Origin of the sequence: Streptomyces sp. NBC_01304, assembly GCF_035975855.1 — a bacterium.
GTDB lineage: Bacteria > Actinomycetota > Actinomycetes > Streptomycetales > Streptomycetaceae > Streptomyces.
Map to the genome: position 1 here is coordinate 7,225,158 of NZ_CP109055.1, position 23,513 is coordinate 7,248,670.

At 69.7% G+C, this 23,513-nt stretch carries 24 protein-coding genes; 14 read left to right on the top strand and 10 right to left on the bottom strand.

Annotation, left to right across the window (positions count from 1 at the left end):
- Positions 1–66 precede the first annotated feature (66 nt).
- From OG430_RS31960 to OG430_RS31975, 4 genes are read left to right on the top strand one after another with little or no spacing between them, the layout of a single operon-like run.
- The gene (locus tag OG430_RS31960) at positions 67–1,128 is read left to right on the top strand and encodes a PhoH family protein (RefSeq protein ID WP_327356102.1); all 1,062 of its coding nucleotides are present in this window, start codon (positions 67–69) and stop codon (positions 1,126–1,128) included.
- A gap of 14 nt (positions 1,129–1,142) precedes the next feature.
- Positions 1,143–1,640 (top strand): rRNA maturation RNase YbeY, encoded by a 498-nt coding sequence (ybeY, locus tag OG430_RS31965; RefSeq protein WP_327356103.1) that lies wholly within the window; start codon positions 1,143–1,145, stop codon positions 1,638–1,640.
- Entirely contained in the window at positions 1,637–2,941 is a 1,305-nt protein-coding gene (locus OG430_RS31970; RefSeq protein ID WP_327356104.1) for a hemolysin family protein, read from the top strand. Before ybeY ends, OG430_RS31970 begins: the two co-directional genes overlap by 4 nt.
- Entirely contained in the window at positions 2,938–3,291 is a 354-nt protein-coding gene (locus tag OG430_RS31975; RefSeq protein ID WP_327356105.1) for an MmcQ/YjbR family DNA-binding protein, read from the top strand. The genes OG430_RS31970 and OG430_RS31975 overlap by 4 nt, the downstream gene beginning before the upstream one ends.
- 152 nt (positions 3,292–3,443) lie before the next feature.
- Here OG430_RS31975 and OG430_RS31980 read toward each other — a convergent pair whose 3' ends face one another.
- A complete protein-coding gene (locus OG430_RS31980) occupies positions 3,444–4,922 on the bottom strand; it encodes an MFS transporter (protein ID WP_327356106.1) in 1,479 nt (492 codons plus the stop codon).
- Positions 4,923–5,037: 115 nt separating this feature from the next.
- Here OG430_RS31980 and OG430_RS31985 point away from each other — a divergent pair, with 115 nt between their 5' ends.
- The 6 genes from OG430_RS31985 to OG430_RS32010 all read left to right on the top strand — a co-directional run bounded on the left by OG430_RS31985 (position 5,038) and on the right by OG430_RS32010 (position 10,640).
- On the top strand, positions 5,038–5,931 hold the full coding sequence (locus OG430_RS31985; RefSeq protein ID WP_327359311.1) for a helix-turn-helix transcriptional regulator: 894 nt from the start codon (positions 5,038–5,040) through the stop codon (positions 5,929–5,931).
- Positions 5,932–6,052: 121 nt separating this feature from the next.
- Positions 6,053–6,781, top strand: a complete 729-nt coding sequence (locus OG430_RS31990; RefSeq protein WP_327356107.1) for a hypothetical protein — start codon at positions 6,053–6,055, stop codon at positions 6,779–6,781.
- Between the two features lie 109 nt (positions 6,782–6,890).
- Positions 6,891–7,235 (top strand): cytidine deaminase, encoded by a 345-nt coding sequence (locus OG430_RS31995; RefSeq protein ID WP_327356108.1) that lies wholly within the window; start codon positions 6,891–6,893, stop codon positions 7,233–7,235.
- Between the two features lie 286 nt (positions 7,236–7,521).
- Positions 7,522–8,001 carry a hypothetical protein gene (locus OG430_RS32000; RefSeq protein WP_327356109.1) on the top strand — a complete coding sequence of 160 codons (480 nt, stop codon included), beginning with the start codon at positions 7,522–7,524 and terminating at the stop codon, positions 7,999–8,001.
- A gap of 305 nt (positions 8,002–8,306) precedes the next feature.
- Positions 8,307–9,608, top strand: a complete 1,302-nt coding sequence (locus tag OG430_RS32005) for a beta-xylosidase (protein ID WP_442816590.1) — start codon at positions 8,307–8,309, stop codon at positions 9,606–9,608.
- A gap of 84 nt (positions 9,609–9,692) precedes the next feature.
- Positions 9,693–10,640 (top strand): WxL protein peptidoglycan domain-containing protein, encoded by a 948-nt coding sequence (locus OG430_RS32010; RefSeq protein WP_442816591.1) that lies wholly within the window; start codon positions 9,693–9,695, stop codon positions 10,638–10,640.
- Positions 10,641–10,750: 110 nt separating this feature from the next.
- On the opposite strand, the gene OG430_RS32015 is transcribed toward OG430_RS32010, so the two are convergent.
- The 5 genes from OG430_RS32015 to OG430_RS32035 form a co-directional block, all read right to left on the bottom strand.
- Entirely contained in the window at positions 10,751–11,227 is a 477-nt protein-coding gene (locus tag OG430_RS32015; protein ID WP_327356111.1) for a RidA family protein, read from the bottom strand.
- A gap of 33 nt (positions 11,228–11,260) precedes the next feature.
- Entirely contained in the window at positions 11,261–12,415 is a 1,155-nt protein-coding gene (locus OG430_RS32020; protein ID WP_327356112.1) for a PLP-dependent cysteine synthase family protein, read from the bottom strand.
- A gap of 52 nt (positions 12,416–12,467) precedes the next feature.
- Positions 12,468–12,809, bottom strand: a complete 342-nt coding sequence (locus tag OG430_RS32025; protein ID WP_327356113.1) for an AzlD domain-containing protein — start codon at positions 12,807–12,809, stop codon at positions 12,468–12,470.
- Positions 12,806–13,594, bottom strand: coding sequence for an AzlC family ABC transporter permease (locus tag OG430_RS32030; RefSeq protein ID WP_327356114.1), 789 nt, complete (start codon positions 13,592–13,594; stop codon positions 12,806–12,808). Before OG430_RS32030 ends, OG430_RS32025 begins: the two co-directional genes overlap by 4 nt.
- A 149-nt stretch (positions 13,595–13,743) precedes the next feature.
- On the bottom strand, positions 13,744–14,733 hold the full coding sequence (locus OG430_RS32035; RefSeq protein ID WP_327356115.1) for a LysR family transcriptional regulator: 990 nt from the start codon (positions 14,731–14,733) through the stop codon (positions 13,744–13,746).
- 53 nt (positions 14,734–14,786) lie between these two features.
- Between OG430_RS32035 and era the strand changes: the two genes are divergently transcribed.
- Positions 14,787–15,734: a GTPase Era gene (gene era / locus OG430_RS32040; protein WP_442816592.1), complete on the top strand. Its 948-nt coding sequence runs from the start codon at positions 14,787–14,789 to the stop codon at positions 15,732–15,734.
- Between the two features lie 101 nt (positions 15,735–15,835).
- On the opposite strand, the gene OG430_RS32045 is transcribed toward era, so the two are convergent.
- Positions 15,836–16,681: a helix-turn-helix transcriptional regulator gene (locus OG430_RS32045; RefSeq protein WP_327356117.1), complete on the bottom strand. Its 846-nt coding sequence runs from the start codon at positions 16,679–16,681 to the stop codon at positions 15,836–15,838.
- Between the two features lie 141 nt (positions 16,682–16,822).
- Between OG430_RS32045 and OG430_RS32050 the strand changes: the two genes are divergently transcribed.
- On the top strand, positions 16,823–17,686 hold the full coding sequence (locus tag OG430_RS32050) for an NAD-dependent epimerase/dehydratase family protein (protein ID WP_327356118.1): 864 nt from the start codon (positions 16,823–16,825) through the stop codon (positions 17,684–17,686).
- 41 nt (positions 17,687–17,727) lie between these two features.
- Here OG430_RS32050 and OG430_RS32055 read toward each other — a convergent pair whose 3' ends face one another.
- The 3 genes from OG430_RS32055 to OG430_RS32065 form a co-directional block, all read right to left on the bottom strand.
- Positions 17,728–19,089: a GH1 family beta-glucosidase gene (locus OG430_RS32055; RefSeq protein ID WP_327356119.1), complete on the bottom strand. Its 1,362-nt coding sequence runs from the start codon at positions 19,087–19,089 to the stop codon at positions 17,728–17,730.
- A 32-nt stretch (positions 19,090–19,121) separates the two neighbouring features.
- The gene (locus OG430_RS32060) at positions 19,122–19,388 is read right to left on the bottom strand and encodes a protealysin inhibitor emfourin (RefSeq protein WP_327356120.1); all 267 of its coding nucleotides are present in this window, start codon (positions 19,386–19,388) and stop codon (positions 19,122–19,124) included.
- A gap of 94 nt (positions 19,389–19,482) precedes the next feature.
- Positions 19,483–20,556, bottom strand: a complete 1,074-nt coding sequence (locus OG430_RS32065; protein ID WP_327356121.1) for a M4 family metallopeptidase — start codon at positions 20,554–20,556, stop codon at positions 19,483–19,485.
- A gap of 319 nt (positions 20,557–20,875) precedes the next feature.
- On the opposite strand from OG430_RS32065, the gene leuA reads away from it, so the two are divergent.
- Both leuA and OG430_RS32075 read left to right on the top strand, forming a co-directional pair.
- Positions 20,876–22,606 carry a 2-isopropylmalate synthase gene (gene leuA / locus OG430_RS32070; protein ID WP_327356122.1) on the top strand — a complete coding sequence of 577 codons (1,731 nt, stop codon included), beginning with the start codon at positions 20,876–20,878 and terminating at the stop codon, positions 22,604–22,606.
- Positions 22,607–22,789: 183 nt separating this feature from the next.
- Positions 22,790–23,491: a tellurite resistance TerB family protein gene (locus OG430_RS32075; protein WP_327356123.1), complete on the top strand. Its 702-nt coding sequence runs from the start codon at positions 22,790–22,792 to the stop codon at positions 23,489–23,491.
- The last annotated feature ends 22 nt before the right edge of the window (positions 23,492–23,513 follow it).

Sequence of the window (23,513 nt, forward strand, 5' to 3'; positions counted from 1 at the left end):
CAGTGCAAGGCTGTCGAGCGGCGCGAGCCCCGCACGAGGAGAGTGAGCAGGCCACAGAGCCGGCCCATGACTCAGACACCCACCACAGCTCATACCCCTGCGCAGGAACCCTCCCGAGCCCACTTCACCGTCCCGGCGAACCACCCGATGGTGACAGTCCTCGGTTCCGGAGACGCTCTGCTGCGCGTGATCGAGAAGGCCTTCCCGGCGGCCGACATCCATGTCCGGGGCAATGAGATCAGCGCCGTGGGCGACCGGACCGAAGTCGCCCTGATCCACCGCCTGTTCGACCAGATGATGCTGGTGCTGCGCACCGGACAGCCGATGACGGAGGACTCTGTGGAACGCTCGATCGCCATGCTCAAGGCGGGCGAGAACGGCGAAGGACCGGAGGAGACCCCGGCCGAGGTGCTCACGCAGAACATCCTCTCCTCGCGCGGCCGCACCATCCGCCCCAAGACGCTCAACCAGAAGCGGTACGTCGACGCGATCGACAAGCACACGATCGTCTTCGGCATCGGCCCCGCGGGCACCGGCAAGACCTATCTGGCCATGGCCAAGGCGGTGCAGGCCCTGCAGTCCAAGCAGGTCAGCCGCATCATCCTGACCCGCCCCGCGGTCGAGGCCGGAGAGAGACTCGGATTCCTGCCGGGCACGCTCTACGAGAAGATCGACCCGTATCTGCGCCCGCTCTACGACGCGCTACACGACATGCTGGACCCGGACTCGATCCCGCGCCTGATGGCGGCGGGGACCATCGAGGTCGCCCCGCTGGCGTACATGCGTGGACGTACGTTGAACGACGCCTTCATCATTCTCGACGAGGCGCAGAACACCAGCGCCGAGCAGATGAAGATGTTCCTCACCCGCCTCGGCTTCGAGTCGAAGATCGTGGTCACGGGCGACATCACCCAGGTCGACCTGCCGAACGGCACGAAGAGCGGTCTGCGCCAGGTCCAGGACATCCTGGACGGCGTCGACGACGTGCACTTCTCGCGGCTCACCTCGCACGATGTCGTCCGGCACAAGCTCGTCGGCCGTATCGTCGACGCGTACGAGAAGTACGACAACGAGAACGGCACGGAGAACGGCTCCCACAAGGGCCGCCGCGGCGACAAACGGAAGTAGCGAGAAGCACGCACATGTCGATCGACGTCAACAACGAATCCGGAACCGAGGTCGACGAGCAGGCGATCCTCGACATCGCCCGCCACGCACTCGCGCGGATGCGGATCCACCCGCTCTCCGAGCTCTCGGTGATCGTCGTGGACGCCGAGGCCATGGAGCAGCTGCACATCCAGTGGATGGACCTGCCCGGTCCGACCGATGTCATGTCCTTCCCGATGGACGAGCTGCGCCCGCCGATGAAGGACGACGAGGAGCCCCCGCAGGGCCTCCTCGGTGACATCGTGCTCTGCCCCGAGGTCGCCAAGCGGCAGGGCGAAGAGGCGCCGACCGGGCACTCCATGGACGAGGAGCTGCAGCTGCTCACCGTCCACGGGGTGCTGCACCTGCTCGGTTACGACCACGAGGAGCCGGACGAGAAGGCCGAGATGTTCGGCCTCCAGCAGGCCATCGTGGACGGCTGGCGCGCCGAGCAGGGCATGACCGGTCCGTCTCCCGCCCCCACGGTCTCGTGAGTACGCAACTGATCTTCGGCGTCGTCCTGCTGCTCGTCGTCGCCTGGCTCGCCTCCTGTGCGGAGGCGGGCCTCGCGCGTGTGTCGAGCTTTCGCGCGGAGGAAGCCGTACGTTCCGGCCGGCGCGGCAGCGCGAAGCTGGCGCAGGTCGCCGCCGACCCGACGCGCTATCTGAACGTGGCCCTCCTGGTGCGGGTGGCCTGCGAGATGGCGGCCGCCGCGCTGGTGACGTACGCCTGTCTGCGGGAGTTCGACGAGACCTGGCAGGCCTTGGCGGTCGCGATCGCGGTCATGGTGCTCGTCAGTTACGTCGCCGTTGGAGTGTCGCCCCGGACCATCGGGCGCCAACACCCGTTGAACACCGCCACGGCATCGGCGTACGTCCTGCTGCCACTGGCCCGGATCATGGGCCCGATCCCTCCCCTCCTCATCCTCATCGGCAACGCGCTGACCCCCGGAAAGGGCTTCCGGCGCGGCCCGTTCGCGTCCGAGGCGGAGCTGCGGGCGATGGTGGACCTGGCCGAGAAGGAGTCGCTGATCGAGGACGACGAGCGCCGCATGGTGCACTCCGTCTTCGAGCTCGGTGACACGCTCGTACGTGAAGTCATGGTGCCGCGCACCGACTTGATCGTCATCGAGCGGTACAAGACGATCCGGCAGGCGCTGACCCTGGCGCTGCGGTCCGGGTTCTCGCGCATTCCGGTGACCGGGGAGAGCGAGGACGACGTCGTCGGGATCGTGTACCTGAAGGACCTGGCGCGCAAGACGCACATCAGCAGGGACGCCGAGTCCGAGCTGGTGTCGACGGCGATGCGGCCCGCGTCGTTCGTGCCCGACACGAAGAACGCGGGCGATCTGCTGCGCGAGATGCAGCAGGAGCGCAACCACGTCGCGGTCGTCATCGACGAGTACGGCGGCACGGCCGGCATCGTCACCATCGAGGACATCCTCGAGGAGATCGTCGGCGAGATCACCGACGAGTACGACCGTGAACTGCCGCCCGTGGAGGAGCTGGAGGGCGGCTGCTACCGGGTCACCGCGCGGCTCGACATCGGGGATCTCGGGGAGCTGTACGGGCTCGAGCAGTTCGACGACGAGGATGTCGAGACGGTCGGCGGGCTGCTCGCGAAGGCGCTCGGCCGGGTGCCGATCGCCGGGGCGACGACCTCGGTGTCCCTGCCGGACGGGCGAGCGCTGCGGCTGACCGCCGAGGCGGCGGCGGGGCGGCGGAACAAGATCGTGACGGTGTTGGTGGAGCCGGTGGAGGTCGCGGCCTCCGTGGAGGGGGATGAGTCGGCGTGACGCCACGGGAACTGCGGGCGTTCTGCTTGGAGTTCAATGCCTCGGTGGAGGAGTTTCCGTTCAATCCGGAGACGTCTGTCTTCAAGGTGCTCGGCAAGGTTTTCGCGCTTTCCGCGCTGGATGCTTCGCCGCTGAAGGTTTCGCTCAAGTGTGAGCCTGAGAACGCGGTTCGGCTGCGGGAGCAGCATGCGGGGGTTGTGCCCGGGTGGCACCTCAATAAGCGGCACTGGAACACCGTGACGGTGGGCGCTTTGCCGGACCAGCTGGTCCGCGAGCTCATTGAGGACTCGTATGACCTGGTGGTCGCCGGTCTTCCCAAGGCTGAGCGGTTGCGGCTGGATCGGGGCTGATTTTTACCCCACCCCGCCCCTTCCCGAAATCCTGCGGAGCTGTGTCCTCAAACGCCGGACGGGCTGATTTCATCAGCCCGTCCGGCGTTTGAGGACAGTCTTTTGAAGCCGGCGGCAGCCTTTCGGGAAGGGGCGGGGCGGGGAGGAAATCTCTAGCCGCGACGGACCCGCAGGCCTACGCCCACCAGCACCGCCGCGACCAGCACGATCGCCGAGTCGATGGCCAGCACCGTCCGTGCCCCCGACAGCAGGTCGGTCGACGTCGTCGCCAGGACTCCGAGCAGCGGGATGCCGATCGTGAGCCCCACCTGCTGGGTGCTCGTGGCGAGGCCCGTCGCCAGGCCCTGCTCGGAGTTCGGGACACCGGACGTGACGGTCACGTTGTACGCGATGATCGCGCCCAGGTGCCCGATGCAGGCCACGGTCACCCCGACCACCGCGAGCCAGACCGACCAGCCCCCGGTCCCGAGACCGAGCAGGCTCGCGGTGAGGACACCCTGCAGCACCAGCGAGCCGACCAGCGTGCGCTGGGCGCCGAAGCGGCCGATTACCTTCGGGGCCACCGAGCCCGTGACGATGCCCGCGACGCCCACGACGCCGAAGATCAGGCCGGTCTGGAAGGCCGAGAGGCCCAGGATCTCCTGCAGGTACAGGGTCAGCGCGAAGATGACCGTCGACATCATCGAGAAGGTGACGAGCCCGGCCAGGTTCCCCCACGCCACGGTGCGGCGGCGCAGCATCGGCAGGGAGACGAGGGGCTGGGCGGTGCGGGCCTCGATGGCGCCGAACGCGGTGAGCAGGGCGAGGCCGGCGATCAGGGTGACCAGGACCGGGGCGTTGCCGAAGCCGCGTTCGGCGGCGGTGGAGAGGGCGTAGATCAGGGAGAGCAGTCCGCCGGTGACGGTGATCGCGCCGGGGATGTCGAGGCGCGGCCGCTCGGGGTGGCGGGACTCGGTCAGCAGGGTCGGGGCCAGGGGCAGCACGAGCAGCGTGAAGAGGGCGAGCAGGCCCATCGTGGAGCGCCAGCCGAGGGTGTCCGTGAGGACTCCGCCGAGCACCATGCCGACCGTGAAGCCGAGCGAGAGGACGGTGCCGGAGATGGCCAACGCCCGGTCCCGCTGCGGGCCTTCGGGGAAGGTCGTGGTCAGCAGGGACATGCCGGTCGGCACGATCGCGGCGGCGCCCAGGCCCTGCAGTGCGCGCCCGGTCAGGAACGACGCCGGGTCCCAGGCGAACGTCGCGAGCAGCGAGGCGGCGCCGAAGAGCGCGAGGCCGGTGAGGAACAGCTTGCGGCGGCCGAAGAGGTCGCCGATCCGTCCGAAGAGGAGCAGGAAGCCGCCGGACGGCAGCGCGAAGGCCGTCACGCCCCACTGCAGCGCGGACTGGCTCATGCCCAGGTCCTTGCCGAGGACGGGCAGCGCCACGTTCAGGACGGAGAAGTCGAGGGCGACCATGAACTGCGCCGCGCAGAGCACGAAGAGGATCAGCTTGGCGCGGACGCCCAGCGGCGCCGGGGCCCCTGTCGCCGAGGACGGAGCCGGGGCCGAGACCTGGGCCGGGGCCGGGGGAGCGCTGGTGCGGGGAGGAGTGGTCGGGTCGGTGGTCGCGGTTGTCGGGGTGTCGATCGCCATGCACAGCAGCATCGGGGCCCCGGAATAACAGTGGGGAGCCGGAACTTATGCTGGTGGTCGCACCACCAGCCAGGGGGAGACGTACGTGGCCGAGGCAGCCAGGCAGTCGCAGTCCATGCCGTTCGAGGCGCCCGTGGGGGCCGCCGCGATGAAGGCGCACCGGCTGCAGGAGCTCCGCGAGTTCCTGATGAGCCGCCGGGCCCGGGTCACGCCCGCGCAGGCGGGTCTGCCGGACGGCGGGGCCCGTCGGCGTACGCCGGGTCTGCGGCGTGAAGAGGTCGCCGTGCTCGCCGGGGTCGGCGCCTCCTGGTACCAGTGGCTGGAGCAGGGGCGGGACATCTCCGTGTCGCCCCAGGTGCTCGACTCGGTGGCCAGGGTGCTGCGGATGAGCAGCTCCGAGCGCCGCCACCTCTACGTCCTCGCCGGGCTCAACCCGCCCGCGCCGGAGGTCGAGGAGGCCGACCAGCAGATGTGCGAGGGGCTGCGCCGGCTGATCGACACCTGGATGCCGTATCCGGCGCACATCATGGACCAGTACTGGAACTGCGTCATGTACAACGACGCGGCCGCGATGGTGCTCGGCATGCGTCCCGACCGTACGCAGAACTGCCTGGTGAACTTCTTCACCGACCCCGTGTACCGGTCGCGGGCGAAGAGCTGGGGCGTCAACGCGCCCCAGGTCGTCGCGCAGTACCGGGCGGCCTGCTCCGAGTGCCCGGACGACGAGGGCTTCCAGGCCGTGGTGGCCGAGGCCTCGCAGGCCAGCGAGGAGTTCGTCGAGCTGTGGCAGCGGCGGGACATCCAGCCCGGCGGGCAGCTCGCCAAGGAGATGGAACACCCCCTGGTCGGGGCCCTGTTCTTCGAGTCGACCCAGCTGCGGGTGCCGGCCAGGCCGGACCTCACGATCGTGCTGCACACCCCGCAGCCGGGCACGGACACGGCCAGCAGGATGGAGTGGCTGTCCTCGCCGGAGGGCCGTAGGGGCTCGATGTATCCCGTGGCGGGGTAGCACCTTTCGCCGGGGAACGCGAGGGGCTAAAGGCGCCCGGCTCAGGTCTAATGGCGGTAATGCGGTCTTTAGGTGCGGCTTAGGTTGGTTCATACCAATCCAACCCCCACTGGGAGAACCTGTGCGTGCCCGTCCCCTGCGGTTCGCTGCGACCTGCCTCGCCGCCTCGTCCCTGCTCTTCGCCGCCGCCTGCGGGGGTGCCGCGGACGCCAAGGAGTCCCCGAAGAAGCCGCAAGGGCCGCAGCCGCTGACTGCCGCACAGGCCAAGAGCGTTCTGATCGGCGCCGCCGACCTGCCGGACGGGTGGAAGCTCCAGAAGGACACCGTCCTGGACCAGGAGGAAGTGAACCAGAGCACCGACTTCGGCAAGGCCGAGCAGGCCGACTGCCAGGTGTTCCTCGATGTCGTCAACACCGGACGGCTGCTCTCGGACTACAAGGTCGGCCGTCAGCAGCTCTTCGCGCGTGACGGGGACACGAGCACGCTGGGCCAGGACGTCAGCGGCTATCCCGTCGCCGACTCCGAGAGCGCGATGAAGAAGCTCGCGGGCGCGGTGAAGTCGTGCACGACGTTCGACACCACCTATGAGGGCAAGGCCGCGAAGGCCAGGCTCAAGAAGGTGGACCTGCCCCCGCTCGGTGACGAGGCGGTCGGATACCGGATGCACTTCGAGTCGAACGGCTACGCCATCGACTTCGAGATCGCGACCGTCCGGGTCGGCGCCAACATCACCACGATCCTCCACAACTGGGGTGAAGACGAGCGGGGCGAGAAGGACTTCCGGCAGGCCTACACCAAGGCCGCGGCCAACCTGAAGAAGGCGCTCAGCGGCGACTCCGCCGCCAAGTAACGGGGCATCGGGGGACGCCCGGAGGGGAGAGCACCCCGGCACGACCTGTGGGAGCGGGTCGGGCCGGGGTGCTCCGCATGCCCCGCCGCGGCCTACGTATGCTCGGGGCATGACCGAGACGCTTGACCCCGAGGACCGCAAGATCGTCACCCTGGCCCGCTCGGCGCGGGCCCGCAACGGCGTGCCCGAGGGCGCGGCCGTGCGTGACGAGACGGGGCGTACGTACGTGGCCGGGACCGTCGACCTCGACTCCCTGAAGCTCAGCGCGCTGCGCACCGCAGTCGCGATGGCCGTGGCGAGCGGGGCGAAGTCGCTGGAGGCGGCGGCGGTGGTCTCCGAGGCCGGGGCCCTGTCCGAGGAGGACCTCTCGGCGGTACGCGACCTCGGCGGGGCGGGGACGCCGGTGCTGCTTGCCGGGGCGGACGCGGCGGTGCGCTCCACGGTCGTCGTCTGAGCGGACGGAACGGTGCGCTCCGCCGGGACCGCGTGAGCTCGGCACAACGAACGTACTGACTTCTAGATCAGTAACATCCACCACTCAAGTCCCTTGAAGAATCAAGGGACTTCCTCTTGCAATCGCTTTCTATCCGCGCATCAATGGATGACAGTTCTTTCCGACGGACCGTCAGATAAGAGCCGCCGCGCGGCGTGCCGCACCCCCGCCCGCGGACGGTCCGCGCACACCCCCAAGCAACCCTTGTGGCGATGGTGTGCGCCTTCCTATCGGAAAAGGGGAAGCGATGAAGCACAGCAGGAAGTTCGGGATCAGCGCTGCCGCCACCGCGGGAGCGCTGGCCCTGGCCGGCCTCGCCTTCGCACCGGCCGCGGCAGCGGTCGCACCGGGCGCGGCCACGGTAAGCGCCGACTGCGGTATCTACGGCAGCGGTGAGGCGACCCTCACGGCAACCCAGAGCGGCACCACCGCGACCATCACGGTCACCTCGTCCGAGATCACCACGCCGGTCGCGGTGGAGGCGAACACCGTCAACTCCACGCTCAAGATGTCCAAGGCCGGCGGCGGGACCGTCGAGTTCACGGGCAGCAGCAACCCCGCGATGCCCGCCGGCGGCGGGGTCAACTCCGGCCCGCTGACCGGGACCGTCGCCTCCGGCGACACGCTCGACGCCTTCCCGGGCTCGGTGACGCTCGTGGTCATGGGCATCAACGTGACCTGCAACTCGACCGGGGCGCAGGCGCCTGGCCCGTTCGTGTTCGACTGAGCAACCGCCGTTCGACCGGGCAAGCGTCGTTCGGCCGAGTGACCGCAGTATCGGCATGACGGACCGGTGTCGCCCCGTGCGGCACCGGTCTCCGGGCTGCCCGCACCTTCGGATGCGTACCAACTGACCTGCGGAAATGCGGATCTTGACAGCATCTGATGGGTCATCAGGTGAAGTGTTTCGATTCCATTGACTTTTCACATACCCCGCACATCAATGGCCCCCGTCGGCGCAGAAGAGCCGCTGCGCCCGGCATTCACCAGGAGGGGGCAAACATGCCTTCAGCAAGACGAAGACGCCGCTGGATGGCGGCACTAGGGGTGACCGCGCTCGCGGTCGGGGCAGGCGGGGCGCTGGCCCCGAACGCCACGGCGCTGGCCACCGCGGCCCAGCAGGTCGAGTTCCCGACCCGCTGTGTGCCGCCGCCGATCGCGGGGATCCCGCCGATCGAAGGCCCGACCACCGCGGACATCACCGTCGACAACATGACGCCCAAGGTGGGCGACACGGTCAACGTGACGTACAAGGTGGTCAAACCCGCGGCCAGCAACCCCGTCGACCTCGCCCTGCCCGCTGACATCATGCTGCCCACCGGCAAGGTGACCGTCGGCGGAGCCCAGAGCGGGGACGCGACCGTCGCGGGGCCCAGGAAGAATCCGCCGGTCGATCCCAAGGGAACGTTCCCGGGCTTCGAGATGACGGGAACCCTGACCCTCACCGCGCCCGGTGAGGTCACCCTGTCGCCCGGCGACTACAACATCAACACCAACTACATCATGTCGCTCGACACCCCGTGCACGGTGCTCAATCCACCGGCACCGGCCTCGCTGACGCTGAACGTGGCGCCGGCCGGAAACACCAACCCCCGTTCCCTGCAACTGGGTTCGGCCTCGGGCAAGCCCGGCGACAGCGTGACCGTCACCGGGTCGAAGTTCACCGCGGGGGCCGAGGTCACCGTGGCGGGCCGGGCCGGGGACACCGAGACGGCCGACAAGAAGACCGTGACGGCCGACGCACAGGGCGGCTTCAGCGCGGCGCTGCCCGTCAGCGACAAGGCGACGACAGGCATCGTCGCGTACGAAGGAAGTGCCTGGTCCACCAAGAAGGGCGCAGGCCCGGCGGCGTATGTCGTGATCGACGACACCCCCCTCCCCGCCGGCAGCCAGAAGCTCAACTCCTCGGTGAAGGCAGGCACGTTGTCGATGACGCAGGCCGGAGACACCGTCGAGATGACGCCGGTCGACTTCGGCCAGGGCGGCTTCTCGCGCGGGTCGCTGCAGACGGTGACGGTCAAGGACTTCCGCGGCGGGCCCGCGGGTTGGTCCCTGACCGGCAAGGTCACCGACTTCACCGGTCCCGGCGGAGCGAAGGTCGACGCGTCGAAGCTGGGCTGGACACCGGTCTGCCAGACCAAGGCAGGCTCGCCGAGCACCTGTGCGGCGGGCTCGCCCGGAACGGTCGGCAGCTCGGGGGCGACCCTCGCGTCCACCCCCAACGCGGCACTCACCGGCGGTGAGTTCACCGTCGACGCCCGGGTCTCGCTGAAGGTGCCGGAGTTCACGCCACCCGGGGCGTACTCCGGGGTGCTGACGCTCACGCTCACCTGACGTACATCCCTCTCGGGACGTACGAACGCTTCGATCACCAGTGGTGGGCCGCGCACCCGGCCCACCTCCCAGCCGGGGGGACCTGTGCGTAGATTCATCTGTCTTCTGTACGTCGCCGTGGCCGCGGTCGGCCTCCAACTGCTCGCCCCGCCCGCCGCGTACGCCGCCGACAACGGGCGCTGGTCCGTGTACCCGGCCGCGTCCAAGCTGGGCGGGCGCCCGTACTTCTACCTCTCCGCCGACCCCGGCAGCACGCTCAAGGACAAGGTCACCGTCACCAACAAGGCCGACCGGCCCACGACGTTCCGGCTGTACGGCGCCGACGCGTACAACACCGCGCGCGACGGGGGCTTCGCGGTGCGGACGCGGGGCGAGAAGCAGCGCGCGGTCGGGGCATGGGTCCGGCTGGCGAAGTCGAAGGTCACGGTGGCGCCGGGGAAGTCGGTGACCGTGCCGTTCTCCCTGGCCGTGCCCGAGGGGGCCGAGCCGGGGGATCACCCGGGTGCGATCGTCGCCCTCGACGAGCGGGTCTCCGGCGGTGAGGGGGACGTGGCGGTCGGGATTCGACGTGCGGTCGGGGCGCGGGTGTATCTGCGGGTCGGCGGGCCGACCGTGGCCGCGCTCGCGGTGGAGGACATGCGGATGTCGCGTACGCAGCCGCTGGTGCCCGGGGCCGGGGACAGCACTGCCGTGATCACGTACACGCTGCACAACCGGGGGAATGTGACGCTGAATCCCAAGGCGACGTTGCGGGCGGAGGGGTTGTTCGGGCGTACGTTGCTGTCGCGGGAGCTCTCCCGGGTGCCCTCGGAGTTGTTGCCCCGGCAGAAGGTGCGGCTCACTGAGCGGTGGGTCGGGGCTCCGCAGCTCGATTGGGGCGATGTCACGCTGACGGCTACCGCCGCGTCCGTGCGGACCTCGGGGTCCGCGTCCTTCTTCGCGTTGCCTTGGCTGGCGGCCGGGGTGCTGGTCGTGGTGCTTGGTGGGGGTGGGTGGCTGTGGGTGGTGCGGCGTCGGCGGCGGGCCTCATGAATTTCTCCCCGCCCCGCCCCTTCCCGAAATCCTCCGGAGGCTGGGGGCTGCGCCCCCAGACCCCCCTTGTCCTCAAACGCCGGACGGGCTGATTTATCGCAATGGATCGTTCAGACCTCGACCTGGATCTCCACCTCGACCGGCGCGTCCAGCGGCAGCACCGCCACGCCCACCGCGCTGCGCGCATGCACGCCCGCGTCACCGAAAGCCGTGCCGAGCAGCTCGCTCGCGCCATTGACCACGCCCGGCTGAGCCGTGAAGTCGGGCGCGCTGGCGACGAAGCCGACGACCTTGACGACGCGCTTGACCGCGGACAGGTCGCCGATCACGGACTTGACCGCCGCAAGGGCGTTGAGCGCGCACTGCTGGGCGAGCTCCTTGGCCTGCTCGGCCGTGACCTCGGCGCCGACCTTGCCGGTCAGCGGCAACTTGCCCTCCACCATGGGGAGTTGGCCGGAGGTGAAGACGTACGGACCGTTGCGTACGGCGGGGACGTAGACCGCGACCGGCGCGGGCGTCGGGGGCAGGGACAGGCCGGCCTCGGCGAGGCGCTGTTCAGGGGTGCTCGGGGTGCTCGGGGTGCTCATCTCAGGATCTCCGGATCTCCGTAGGGGTGGGGGTCAGGCCAGTTCGCCGGTGAGGAGGAAGCGCTCGACGCGCTCCTCGTACGGCGCGATGTCGATGCCCTGCCCGTCGAGCCAGGCGTCGGAGTAGTACTTGTCGAGGTAGCGCTCGCCCGGGTCGCACAGCAGCGTCACCACGCTGCCCCGCTCGCCGCGCGCCCGCATCTCGGAGACGAGCTTGAAGGCGGCCCAGACGTTGGTGCCGGTGGAGGCGCCGCACTTGCGGCCGAGCAGCCGCTCCAGGACCCGGATGGTGGCGATGGACGCGGCGTCCGGCACCCGCATCATGCGGTCGACCGCGCCCGCGATGAAGCTGGGCTCGACGCGCTGCCGGCCGATGCCCTCGATCCGCGAGCCGACCTGGGTGGCGGCGGCCGGGTCGTGGTGCAGCCAGCCCTCGAAGAACGCCGAGTTCTCCGGGTCGGCGACGCAGATGCCGGTCGCGCGCTGGGTGTAGTGGACGTAGCGGGCCAGCGTGGCCGAGGTGCCGCCGGTGCCCGCGGCCGCGACGATCCAGGCCGGCTCGGGGTGCGGCTCCTGGGCGAGCTGGCGGAAGATCGAGTCGGCGATGTTGCTGTTGCCGCGCCAGTCGGTGGCCCGCTCGGCGTAGGTGAACTGGTCCATGTAGTGGCCGCCGGTCTCGGCCGCGAGGCGCGCGGAGACCTCGTACACCTCGCACGGGTTGTCCACCAGGTGGCAGGTGCCGCCGTGGAACTCGATCAGGTCGATCTTCGACCGGGCCGTCGTCTTCGCCATCACCGCGATGAACGGCACCCCGATGAGCTTCGCGAAGTACGCCTCCGAGACCGCCGTGGAACCGGACGACGCCTCGATGACCGGCTTTCCGGGGCGGACCCAGCCGTTACACAGCGCGTAGAGGAAGAGCGAGCGGGCGAGGCGGTGCTTGAGGCTGCCCGTCGGGTGTGTCGACTCGTCCTTCAGGTAGAGGTCTATGCCCCACTCGGCGGGCAGCGGCACCGGCAGCAGGTGGGTGTCGGCGCTGCGGTTTCCGTCGGCCTGCACCTTGCGGACGGCCTCGCGCAGCCAGCCCCGGTACTCGGGGTCGTAGCGGTCGATGTCCAGCTCCAGGTCACCGGTGCCGAGGGCGGCGGGGCTGGTGAGGGCTGCGTGGTTCTGCGGGGCGATGGTCATCGGGGGCGTCCTTCCGGGTGGTGCTGTGCGGGGGATACGTAGGGGGCGCGGCTCAGCCGAAGGGGGCGAACCAGCGGAGCAGCGCGACGGCCAGGACGCCGACGCCGACGGTGGCGTACATGTTCTTGGTGCGCCAGGCGACCAGCACGGTGGGCACGGCGGCCAGCAACAGCGGGTTGTTCAGGCCGAGTTCGAGCGCGTTCGTGTGCGAGTCCGGGGTGATCAGCGAAGGGAGGACGAGGGTGGCGAGCACCGCCGGCGGCACGTAGTTCATCCAGCGCAGGACCGACTCGGGGATGGTGACGCGGCCCGCGAGGAAGAGCGGCGCGACGCGCACGCCGTAGGTCACGACGGTCATGCCGATCAGGACGGCGATCAGGGTGCCGGTGCTCATGACGTGCTCTCCTCAGCGATTTCGGATTCCGTACGTACGTTGCCGACGGGGGACTTGTTCTCCCAGCGCAGCCCCACCGTCGCGGCCACCACGGTCGGCACGATCACCGCCCACAGCGGCAGCCCGGCCGCCGTCATCAGGACCGCGAGGACACCGGCGAGGACGGCGATGACGAGCTCACGGCTGCCCTTGATCAGGACCGCGAGCAGCGCGATGAACATCGCCGTCTGCGAGAAGTCGAGACCGAGCGCCTTGCTGTCCGGAATGAGGCCGGCGGCGACCGTGCCGAGTGCGGTGGAACCCGCCCAGGCGAAGTGGATGAGGAAATTGAATTTCCGGCACTCGCCGGCGCCGCGGGTGCGCTTGGAGAATTCGGTGGAGTGGACCGCGAATGCCTCGTCGGTCAGCTGCCAGGCGAATCCCAGCTTGTCGTGGGTCTCCCAGCCGCGGGTCTTCGGCGCCATGGTCAGCGAGTAGAGGGCGTGCCTGAGGTTGATCAGGAACGTGGTGAAGACGATCGAGACGGGCGAGGCCCCGGCCTGCAGCGGGCCGAGCGCCGCGAACTGCGAGGAGCCCGCGAACACGACGCCCGACATGGCGATCGCGGCCCAGGATGGCAGGCCGAAGGTCGGGGCGAGGACGCCGAAGGCGAAGGAGACCGGCAGATAGCCCAGCATGACCGGGCCCGCGGCGGAGGCGGCGGCGCGCCAGTCGGTCACGCCCGGGCCTGCGGCAGGCTCGGCCGCCTCGGGGCGCAGCGGCGTGAGGGTCTGAGCGGCAGCCATGATCCAACCTCTCTGTCGGGTCCTTTCGCATTTCATGCTAGAAACCGGAAAAGAGGCTCAGTAGCCGAAAAGGTCCCTACTTGTGAAGCGATCCGAGAGGGGTGCTGCAAATTCTCCTAATGGACCTCGGTAACCGACCTAAGTCCTTTTCATGCGGAATTCTTGGAGGTGGCCAAAGGGCCCCTTTGGGCCGCGGCCAGCTCCGTCATCGACACCGCGAGCCCGAATTGCTGGATCATCGCCGCCACCGCGGGCACCGCGTCCAGGTCCGGCAGCGTCACCGCGAGCACGCGCCGCTCCTGGGCCGGTGCCACCTCCAGGGCGCGCACCCCGGGCGGCAGCCCGCCGAGCAGGGCGAGCTGCGGCACCAGGGCGATGCCCAGGCCCTCGGCGACCAGGCCCGCGACGGCCGGGTGGTCGTCCGTGGCGTAGTCGATGTCCGGGTGGAACCCGGCCTCCTGGCAGGCGTCCACCAGATGGCCCCGGCACTGCGGGCAGCCCGCGATCCAGCTCTCCTTGGCCAGCTCGGTCAGGTGCAGCGGCTCGGTGCGGGCGGTGCCGGACAGGCGGTGGCCGGGCGGGAGCAGGACCCGCATCCGCTCCGTGAACAGGGGGTGGGCGCTGAGCTCGGCGAGATCGGCGGCCTTGCTGTCGCCGGAGCGGCCGGTGGCCGCGTCCTTGACCGCCGGATAGTCGAAGACCAGGGCCACCTCGCAGTCGCCGCCGCGCAGCAGCCCCACGGCCTCCGGCGGCTCCGCCTCGACGAGGGTGACCCGTAGGTCGGGGTGGGCGCGCCGGGCCAGCGAGATGGCCTTGGGGACCAGCGCGGAGCAGGCGCTGGGAAACGCGGCGACCCGCACCCGCCCTGCCCGCAGCCCGGCGATGGCCTTGATCTCCGCCTCGGCGGTGTTCATGGCGCCGAGGATGGTCGCGGCATGCCGGCACAGGGACTCGCCGGCCTCGGTGAGCTGCATCTGGCGGCCCGAGCGGACGATCAGCGGGGTTCCCAGGGCCCGCTCGATGGCCTTGATCTGCTGGCTGATGGCCGGCTGGGTGTAGCCCAGCTGGCGGGCGGCCGCGGAGAAGGAGCCCGTACGGGCCACCGTCCTAAAGATGGTCAATTGCCGCATTTCAATCACATGGTCACGGTACGGGGGACGCGCGGTCAGCGGCGAACGGCGGATCGGGGAGAATGGGCGCCATGAGCGCTCCTTCCCCGACCCAACCGACTCACCGCGCGGGCTTCGCCTGCTTCGTCGGCCGACCCAACGCCGGCAAGTCGACCCTCACCAACGCCCTCGTCGGGACGAAGGTCGCCATCACCTCGAACCGCCCGCAGACCACCCGGCACACGGTGCGCGGCATCGTGCACCGCCCGGACGCGCAGCTGATCCTGGTGGACACCCCCGGCCTGCACAAGCCGCGCACGCTGCTCGGCCAGCGCCTGAACGACGTCGTGCGCACGACGTGGGCCGAGGTCGACGTGATCGGGTTCTGTGTGCCCGCGAACGAGAAGCTGGGCCCCGGTGACAAGTTCATCGCCAAGGAGCTCGCGGGGATCAAGAAGACCCCCAAGATCGCTCTCGTCACCAAGACGGACCTGGTCGACTCGAAGACCCTCGCCGAGCAGCTCATCGCCCTCGACCAGCTCGCCACGGAGCTCGGCTTCGAGTGGGCGGAGATCATCCCGGTCTCGGCGGTCGGCAACACCCAGGTCGACCTGGTCGCCGACCTGATCGTCCCGCTCCTGCCGGAGAGCCCGCCGCTCTACCCGGAGGGCGACCTCACCGACGAGCCCGAGCAGGTCATGGTCGCCGAGCTGATCCGCGAGGCCGCGCTCGAGGGCGTACGGGACGAGCTGCCGCACTCCATCGCGGTCGTCGTCGAGGAGATGATCCCGCGCGAGGACCGCCCGGCGGACAAGCCGCTGCTCGACATCCACGCCTTCGTCTACATCGAGCGCTCCAGCCAGAAGGGCATCATCATCGGCCCGAAGGGCAAGCGCCTGAAGGACGTCGGCACCAAGTCCCGCAAGCAGATCGAGGCACTGCTGGGTACGCCGGTCTTCCTCGACCTGCACGTCAAGGTCGCCAAGGACTGGCAGCGCGACCCGAAGCAGCTGCGGAAGCTGGGGTTCTGAGGGCGGGCTGCGTGGGTCGGGTGTTCGGCTCGGGTTCTGAGCGGGGGCTGCGCGGGCCGGGTGTTCGGCTCGGGTTCTGACCGCCCGGGCCACCGCTGCCGCTACGGGGTCGGCGTCAGGTCCTGCAGGCCCACCACCCGCAGCAGCTCCAGTCGCTCGTACGCCTCCGAACCCGGCCGCGCCGTGTACACGATCAGCATCTGGTCGTGGCCCGCGCTGAGCAATACCTCGCAGTCCAGCTCGAGCAGTCCCACCAGCGGATGCACGAAGCGCTTGGTACAGGAGCGGCGCAGGGCGACCTCGTGGGCCTCCCAGAGTTCCCTGAACTCGGCGCTCGTGGCGCGCAGTTCGGCCACCAGGGCGGCCGGTACCGGATCGTCGGGCCGGGCCGCGGTGACCGCGCGGAGGTTGGCCACGTGGGAGCGGGCGTGGTCGGCGTGGTCCTCGGGCGGGAACAGGGCGCGGCAGTCCGGTTCGGTGAAGTAGCGCCGCATCAGGTTGCGTTCGGCCGGCGGCCGGGACATGGTGTCGCCGGCCAGCGCCACCGCCATCCGGTTCTGGGCAAGCACCTCGCCGACATCGCTGACGACCTGCGCGGGCGAGTCGTGCAGCCGGTCCAGGATCAGCAGAAGTCCCGGGCGCACGTGGGGAGATGAGGCCCCGCCGCGAGGTGGTTCCTCGCCCGCCAGATGGAAGAGATGGGCGCTCTCGTCGTCGGTCAGGCGCAGCGCGCGGGCCAGCGCCGTCAGCATCTGCCGGGACGGGCGCGGCCCGCGCCGCTGCTCCAGGCGGGCGTAGTAGTCCACGGACATCCCGGCCAGCTGCGCCACCTCCTCGCGCCGCAGCCCGGGCGTGCGGCGCCGCGCCCCGGGCGGCAGCCCGACATCGGCAGGGTCGAGGCGGCCCCGGCTGCGGCGCAGGAAGTCGGCGAGTTCGGTTCGGTTCACACCCCCCAGCTTGGCCCGGACCCGGCGGCGTATCCAGGGACCGGCAGTCCCCTGATCAAGAGGTCTCTCCCGCCGGCCCGCGCCCTCCTCAACTCTTGAGGCACGCAAGGGAGTCACCCGACCGACTGAGGAGAACAGCTCATGCTGACTTTGGTGACAGGCGCGACCGGAGCCGTCGGAAGCCGCTTCGTGCCCAGGCTGCTGCAGCAGCGCGCACCCGGCGACGAGGTGCGGGTCCTGGTGCGCGACGAGGCCAAGGGCGAGCCGTTCGCGGCGCTCGGCGCCCAGGTGGCGGCCGGTGATCTGCGGGACGCCGAAACCCTCGGCAAGGCGCTGACCGGCGTGGACGCGGTGGTCAACATCGCGGCGTCGTTCCGCGGCGTGCCCGACGAGGAGGCCTGGGCGGTGAACCGCGACGCGGCCCTCGAACTCGGCCGGGCGGCCGTCGCCTCGGGGGCCCGCCGGTTCGTCCAGGTCAGCACGGGCCTGGTGTACGGCAAGGGCCGCGGCCGCATGCTCACGGAGGACGACGAGACGATTCCGGGCGGGGCCATGTGGGGCGCGTACCCCCGGGCGAAGGCCGAGGCGGAGCGCGGCCTGCTCGCCCTGCACGCGGCCGAGGGCCTGGACGTCCGGATCGGCCGCCTCTCCTTCGTGTACGGCGAGGGCGACCCGCACCTGGCGCAGTCCCTGATGTGGGCCGGCCAGTGGGCGGCGGCCCAGCGCCTGCAGATGGTGCACCACGCGGATGTCTCCCAGGCCCTGCTGCGCCTGCTGTACGCACCCGGCGCGGACGGCCGCATCTACAACATCGCGGACGACGCCCCGATCACCGCGGTGGAGCTGTACCAGCTCAACGGCCGTGAGATTCCAGGGGAGTTGTACGACCGGGTGGACGACGACCCCTGGTTCGCCTGCACCTCCACCGACCGCATCCGCCGCGAACTGGGCTTCCGTCCGGTGTACCCGTCGGTGTGGACGGCACGGGACGCCGGCGCGCTGTAAGCCCCGGAGGCCCTGAGGGGTCCTGAGGGGCCCTGCGAGGCTCAGCCCCGCTGCCCCCGCAAGGCATCCCGCAGCCACGCGTACGACGCCTTCGGAGTCCGCTCCAGCGTCTCGTAGTCCACGTGCACCAGACCGAACCGCTGCGAATACCCCTCCGCCCACTCGAAGTTGTCGAGCAGCGACCACACGAAATAGCCGCGTACGTCGACCCCCGCCGCCATCGCCCGGTGCAGCGCCCGCAGATGGGAGTCGAGGTACGCGATCCGGTCCTGGTCGTCGAGGCCCTCGTACGAGCAGCCGTTCTCGGTGATCATGATCGGGGGCAGCCGGTCGCCGTAGCGGTCACGGAAGGCGAGGAGGAGTTCGGTGAGGGCCTCGGGAACCACCGGCCAGCCGAAGTCGGTCACCGGGTAGCCCTCGATGTCCCTTGGTGCGAAGGGCATTTGGGGCGGTATGGTCACCCCGTTGAAGTCGGTGGGCTCCAGGCCGGGCGCGCCCACCTTGGTCGGCTGGTAGTAGTTCACGCCGTACCAGTCGAGCGGTTCGGAGATCGTCTTCAGGTCCGCGTCGAGGGACGGTGACGGCATCAGCTCACCGATGGGGTCCGGGTAGCGGCCGAGGAGCAGCGGATCGGAGAAGAGCCGGTTCAGGAGTACGTCGTAGAAGTCGGCGGCGGCCGTGTCCTCGGGGGCGTCCGAGGCGGCCCAGGTCGGCCCGTGCGAGTTGGCCACCCCGATGCTGCGCGCGCCCGCCGCCCGCAGGGCCTGCACGGCGAGCCCGTGCGCGAGGAGCTGGTGGTGGGCCACCGGGAGCGCGTCGAAGAGCAGCTCCTTGCCGGGGGCGTGCTCCCCGATGGCGTACCCCAACAGGGTGTGTTCCGCAGGCTCGTTGAGGGTGATCCACCGCTCGACCCGGTCGCCGATGCGGTCCGCGACCACGGCCGCGTACTCGGCGAAGCGAGCGGCCGTGTCGCGGTTCAGCCAGCCGCCGCGCTCCTCGACCGCGAGGGGCGTGTCCCAGTGGAAGAGCGTCGGCAGGGGACGTATGCCCGCGGCGCACAGCTCGTCCACGAGCCGGTCGTAGAAGCCGAGCCCCTCGGCGCTCACCCGGTCGTCGCCGTGCGGATGCACCCGCGGCCAGGAGACGGAGAAGCGGTACGCACCCACCCCCAGGTCGGCGAGGAGCGCGACGTCCTCGCGGTAGCGGTGGAAGTGGTCGCAGGCGACGGTCGCGGTCGAACCGTCCTTGACCTGCCCCGGCACCGCGCTGAAGGCGTCCCACACGGAAGGACCCCGCTCGCCCGCGGCGCCCTCGATCTGGTGGGCGGACGTGGACACGCCCCACAGGAAGTCGTGGGGGAAGCGGGGCAGGGGTGCGCGGGTCGGGGCCATGCTCGTGATCATGGTAACCACGAGTACGGGTGTCAACGGGTGGGCTAGGCACCTTCCTTGAGGACCCGCGAGATCAACTTGCGCTGTTCGTCCGTGAGCCTCGGGTCGGAGCAGTACGCCGTCCGCCCGTCGATGGTGATCTGGTAGCTGAACCCGTCCGGAACCCCTATCGGTGGCGTGCCCCGGCCCGCGGCCACTGCCTGCTCGGCCAGGGCATGCCACTCCTGTGCATCGGCCCGCCCCGAGGTGTCCACCTCGGCATGGCGGTCGATTCCGGCGAAGCCTCCCGTGCGCCTTACCTGAATACGCATGGGTCCCTGTCTAGTACGGGAACGGCCCCGGCGGTAGACCGGATCGGGCGAACCGGATCGGGCGGTCGGCCCGTCCGGCGGACGGACCCCCGGGTCAGCTGGTGGCCACTCCGACCTGGGACCAGGCCTTGAGGACACCCTGGTACTCCTCGCCGTCGCCGTAGCGCTGCTGCGCGGCGGCCACGGTGGCCTTGGCGAAGGTCTCGAAGTTGGTGTCGACCTTCAGGTCGCCCTTGATCAGGGTGTCGTACCAGATCTGGCCGGCCCGCTCCCAGGCGCTGCCGCCGAGGTGCGTGGCGAGCAGGAAGAAGGCGTGGTTGGGGATGCCGGAGTTGATGTGCACCCCGCCGTTGTCCCGTCCGGTGTAGACGTAGTCGTCCATCGTCGCGGGCTGCGGGTCCTTGCCGAGCACGTCGTCGTCGTACGCGGTGCCGGGTTCCTTCATCGAGCGCAGCGCCACACCCTGCACGTTCTCGTGCAGCAGGCCCGCACCGATCAGCCAGTCGGCCTGCTCGGAGGTCTGGCCGAGGGCGTGCTGCTTGACCATGGAGCCGAAGACGTCCGACATCGACTCGTTCAGGGCGCCCGGCTGGCCGAAGTACGTGAAGTTCGCGGTGTACTGCGTGACGCCGTGGGCGAGTTCGTGGCCGATGACGTCCACGGGGATGGTGAAGTCGAGGAAGATCTCGTTGTCACCGTCGCCGAACACCATCTGACGGCCGTTCCAGAAGGCGTTCCCGTAGTTCTCGTCGAAGTGCACGCTGGCGATCAGCGGCAGTCCTTGACCGTCGATCGAGTTCCGCTTGAAGGCCTTCAGATACAGGTCGAAGGTGGCCCCGAGGCCCGCGTACGCTCGGTTGACGGTCGCGTCCTTACCGGGCTTGTCGCCCTCGCCGCGGACCTTCTTTCCCGGCAGCCTCGTCTTGTGCTGGCAGTCGTAGATCGTCCGGTGGACGGTCTCGGCCGCGGCACCCTTGGGCGGGGCGACGGCGGCGGCGCCGAGCACGGTGGTCAGACGGCGGTCGGTACGCAGTGACGCGTCCTGGATCAGGGTCTTGCGCGCCGGTTCGGCGATCGCGGGGTTCTCGGCCTGGGCGAGCTTGTCGAGAAGGTGCGGCGGCACGATGGTGCAGAAGACAGGCTCGAAGCCTGTTTGGTTGGCGGTCATGGCGAGCAATGTGGCACTGGGTCATGCCTCTGTCACTACTTGCAACCGTGATTGATGAAATAGAGGGATCGAAGAGGTATTGATCACGCCATGACCGTTACCTCCCGGTACCTGGCAGTGGTCCCGCATACTGATACGGGTCGGCACACGACGTGCCGGCTCCGCTAGTCTCACCGCCATCATGCGTTTCGGGCTGCTTCTCCTTAGCTGCCGCGGCGAGGGTCTGTAAGTCGTAGGCCGACCCCCTCCCCGCGGAGTTCGGCGTTGCCAGTACGACGGTCGGTCGCCCCCAGCGGATAACCGAGGAGCCCTACGCAAAATGCCGAACTTCCAGCAGCCCTCCAGCATGCCGATCCACAAGTACCGCGGATACGACGCGGTGGACATCGCGGATCGCACGTGGCCGGAAAAGCGCATCACCAAGGCCCCCCGCTGGCTCTCCACGGACCTGCGCGACGGCAATCAGGCGCTGATCGACCCGATGTCACCGGCCCGCAAGCGCGAGATGTTCGACCTGCTGGTGCGCATGGGCTACAAGGAGATCGAGGTCGGCTTCCCGTCCTCCGGGCAGACGGACTTCGATTTCGTCCGCTCGATCATCGAGGACCCGGACGCGATCCCGGACGACGTCACCATCTCCGTCCTGACCCAGGCCCGCGAAGAGCTGATCGCCCGCACCGTGGAGTCCCTGGTCGGCGCCAAGCGCGCCACCGTGCACCTGTACAACGCGACGGCTCCCGTCTGGCGTGAAGTCGTCTTCCGCGGCTCGCGCGACGCGGTGAAGCAGATCGCCGTGGACGGTACGCGCCTGGTGATGGAGTACGCGGAGAAGCTGATCGGCCCCGAGACGGTCTTCGGCTACCAGTACAGCCCCGAAATCTTCACGGACACCGAGCTGGACTTCGCCCTGGAGGTCTGCGAGGCCGTCTGCGACGAGTGGCAGCCCGGCCCGGACCGCGAGATCATCCTCAACCTGCCCGCCACGGTGGAGCGTTCGACGCCCTCCACGCACGCGGACCGCTTCGAGTGGATGTCGCGCAACCTGTCCCGTCGCGAGTACGTATGCCTGTCCGTGCACCCGCACAACGACCGCGGTACGGCCGTCGCGGCCGCCGAGCTGGCCATCATGGCCGGCGCCGACCGCATCGAGGGCTGCCTGTTCGGCCAGGGCGAGCGCACCGGCAACGTCGACCTGGTGACGCTGGGCATGAACCTCTTCTCCCAGGGCGTCGACCCGGAGATCGACTTCTCGGACATCGACGAGATCCGTCGCACCGCCGAGTACTGCACCCAGATGGAGGTCCACCCGCGCCACCCGTACGCAGGTGACCTGGTCTACACCGCCTTCTCCGGCTCCCACCAGGACGCCATCAAGAAGGGCTTCGAGGCGATGGAGGTCCGCGCCGAGACCGCGGGCAAGACCGTCGACGACATCGAGTGGGCGGTCCCGTACCTGCCCATCGACCCCAAGGACGTCGGCCGCTCCTACGAGGCCGTGATCCGGGTCAACTCGCAGTCCGGCAAGGGCGGTATCGCGTACGTCCTGCAGAACGAACACAAGCTGGACCTGCCGCGCCGCATGCAGATCGAGTTCTCCAAGCTGATTCAGGCCAAGACCGACGCCGAGGGCGGCGAGGTCACGCCGGCCGCGATCTGGTCGGTCTTCCAGGACGAGTACCTGCCCGTCGAGGGCAACGCTGCGGCTCAATGGGGGCGCATCCAGCTGCGCTCCGGCCAGACCACCACCGACAAGGACGGCGTGGACACCCTCACCGTCGAGGCGGTCGTGGACGGCGCGGACACGGTGCTGACCGGGTCCGGGAACGGCCCGATCTCGGCGTTCTTCGACGCGCTGCAGGCCATCGGCATCGACGTACGCCTGCTGGACTACCAGGAGCACACGATGAGCGAGGGCGCCTCCGCGCAGGCCGCCTCGTACATCGAGTGCGCCATCGGCGAGAAGGTGCTGTGGGGCATCGGCATCGACGCCAACACCACGCGCGCCTCCCTGAAGGCGGTCATCTCGGCAGTCAACCGCGCCGCTCGCTGATCACCCCTTTTGCGGCTTAAGGGCCCTGTCCACCCATGTGGTGGGCGGGGCCCTGCGCTTGTACGGGGCATCGTGTACGTCAGGTCTTGGCCATCTGCGGTCCAAGGTGCTGACGTCGTATCACTGATGTGGCTAACATCACGCCAATGCGGCAATGTTGCCGAAGCGTTACGGAGGTGCGACGTGCTGCCAGCTCGGGGACCGCGAGGGCGGTTTGGCCGGAAACCACGTATCTGCGGCATCAGCACCGCTTGGACCACCGTCGGCGACGGTGAGTTCTTCTGCCCCGGATGCGGTGGCGACCGCAACTACCGCCGCCGGACCGGGCGTCGGCGCCTCGTCCTGCTCGGCGTCCCGCTGCTGCCGCGCGGCCAGGCCGGCCCGGTCGTCGAATGCGCCGCGTGCCAGGGGCACTTCGGGCTCGACGTCCTCGACCACCCCACGACGGTGCGGTTCTCCGCGATGCTGCGGGACGCGGTGCACACGGTGGCACTGGCCGTGCTCGCGGCCGGGGGTGCGTCGTCGCAGGCCGTGCTCGGGGTGGCCGTGGGGGCGGTGCGCTCCGCGGGGTTCGAGGAGTGCACGGAGGATCAGCTGGCGACGCTGGTCGATGCGCTGGCCGCGGATACGGGGCGGTTGGCGGGGGTCGACGACGGGGCCGGGGCCACGCTGGCCATCGAGCTCCATGAGGCCCTGGACCCGTTGGTGGCTCATCTTGCCCCGGTGGGGCGGGAGTCGCTGCTGTTGCAGGGGGCGCGGATCGCTTTGGCCGATGGGCCGTATTCGCCGGCTGAGCGGGAGGTTTTGACCACGGTCGGTGGGGCGTTGATGATCTGCGCGGATGACGTCGCCCGTCTGCTGGCGGCTGCGCGTACGCCGTCGTAGGGACCTTTCCCCCACCCCGCCC

Coding starts and splice junctions, on each gene's coding strand:
- OG430_RS31960 (WP_327356102.1), top strand. CDS start 67: ATGACTCAGACACCCACCACAGCTCATACCCCTGCGCAGGAACCCTCC.
- ybeY (WP_327356103.1), top strand. CDS start 1,143: ATGTCGATCGACGTCAACAACGAATCCGGAACCGAGGTCGACGAGCAG.
- OG430_RS31980 (WP_327356106.1), bottom strand. CDS start 4,922: ATGGCGATCGACACCCCGACAACCGCGACCACCGACCCGACCACTCCT.
- OG430_RS31985 (WP_327359311.1), top strand. CDS start 5,038: ATGCCGTTCGAGGCGCCCGTGGGGGCCGCCGCGATGAAGGCGCACCGG.
- OG430_RS31995 (WP_327356108.1), top strand. CDS start 6,891: ATGACCGAGACGCTTGACCCCGAGGACCGCAAGATCGTCACCCTGGCC.
- OG430_RS32000 (WP_327356109.1), top strand. CDS start 7,522: ATGAAGCACAGCAGGAAGTTCGGGATCAGCGCTGCCGCCACCGCGGGA.
- OG430_RS32005 (WP_442816590.1), top strand. CDS start 8,307: ATGGCGGCACTAGGGGTGACCGCGCTCGCGGTCGGGGCAGGCGGGGCG.
- OG430_RS32015 (WP_327356111.1), bottom strand. CDS start 11,227: ATGAGCACCCCGAGCACCCCGAGCACCCCTGAACAGCGCCTCGCCGAG.
- OG430_RS32020 (WP_327356112.1), bottom strand. CDS start 12,415: ATGACCATCGCCCCGCAGAACCACGCAGCCCTCACCAGCCCCGCCGCC.
- OG430_RS32025 (WP_327356113.1), bottom strand. CDS start 12,809: ATGAGCACCGGCACCCTGATCGCCGTCCTGATCGGCATGACCGTCGTG.
- OG430_RS32030 (WP_327356114.1), bottom strand. CDS start 13,594: ATGGCTGCCGCTCAGACCCTCACGCCGCTGCGCCCCGAGGCGGCCGAG.
- era (WP_442816592.1), top strand. CDS start 14,787: ATGGGCGCCATGAGCGCTCCTTCCCCGACCCAACCGACTCACCGCGCG.
- OG430_RS32050 (WP_327356118.1), top strand. CDS start 16,823: ATGCTGACTTTGGTGACAGGCGCGACCGGAGCCGTCGGAAGCCGCTTC.
- OG430_RS32055 (WP_327356119.1), bottom strand. CDS start 19,089: ATGATCACGAGCATGGCCCCGACCCGCGCACCCCTGCCCCGCTTCCCC.
- OG430_RS32060 (WP_327356120.1), bottom strand. CDS start 19,388: ATGCGTATTCAGGTAAGGCGCACGGGAGGCTTCGCCGGAATCGACCGC.
- OG430_RS32065 (WP_327356121.1), bottom strand. CDS start 20,556: ATGACCGCCAACCAAACAGGCTTCGAGCCTGTCTTCTGCACCATCGTG.
- leuA (WP_327356122.1), top strand. CDS start 20,876: ATGCCGAACTTCCAGCAGCCCTCCAGCATGCCGATCCACAAGTACCGC.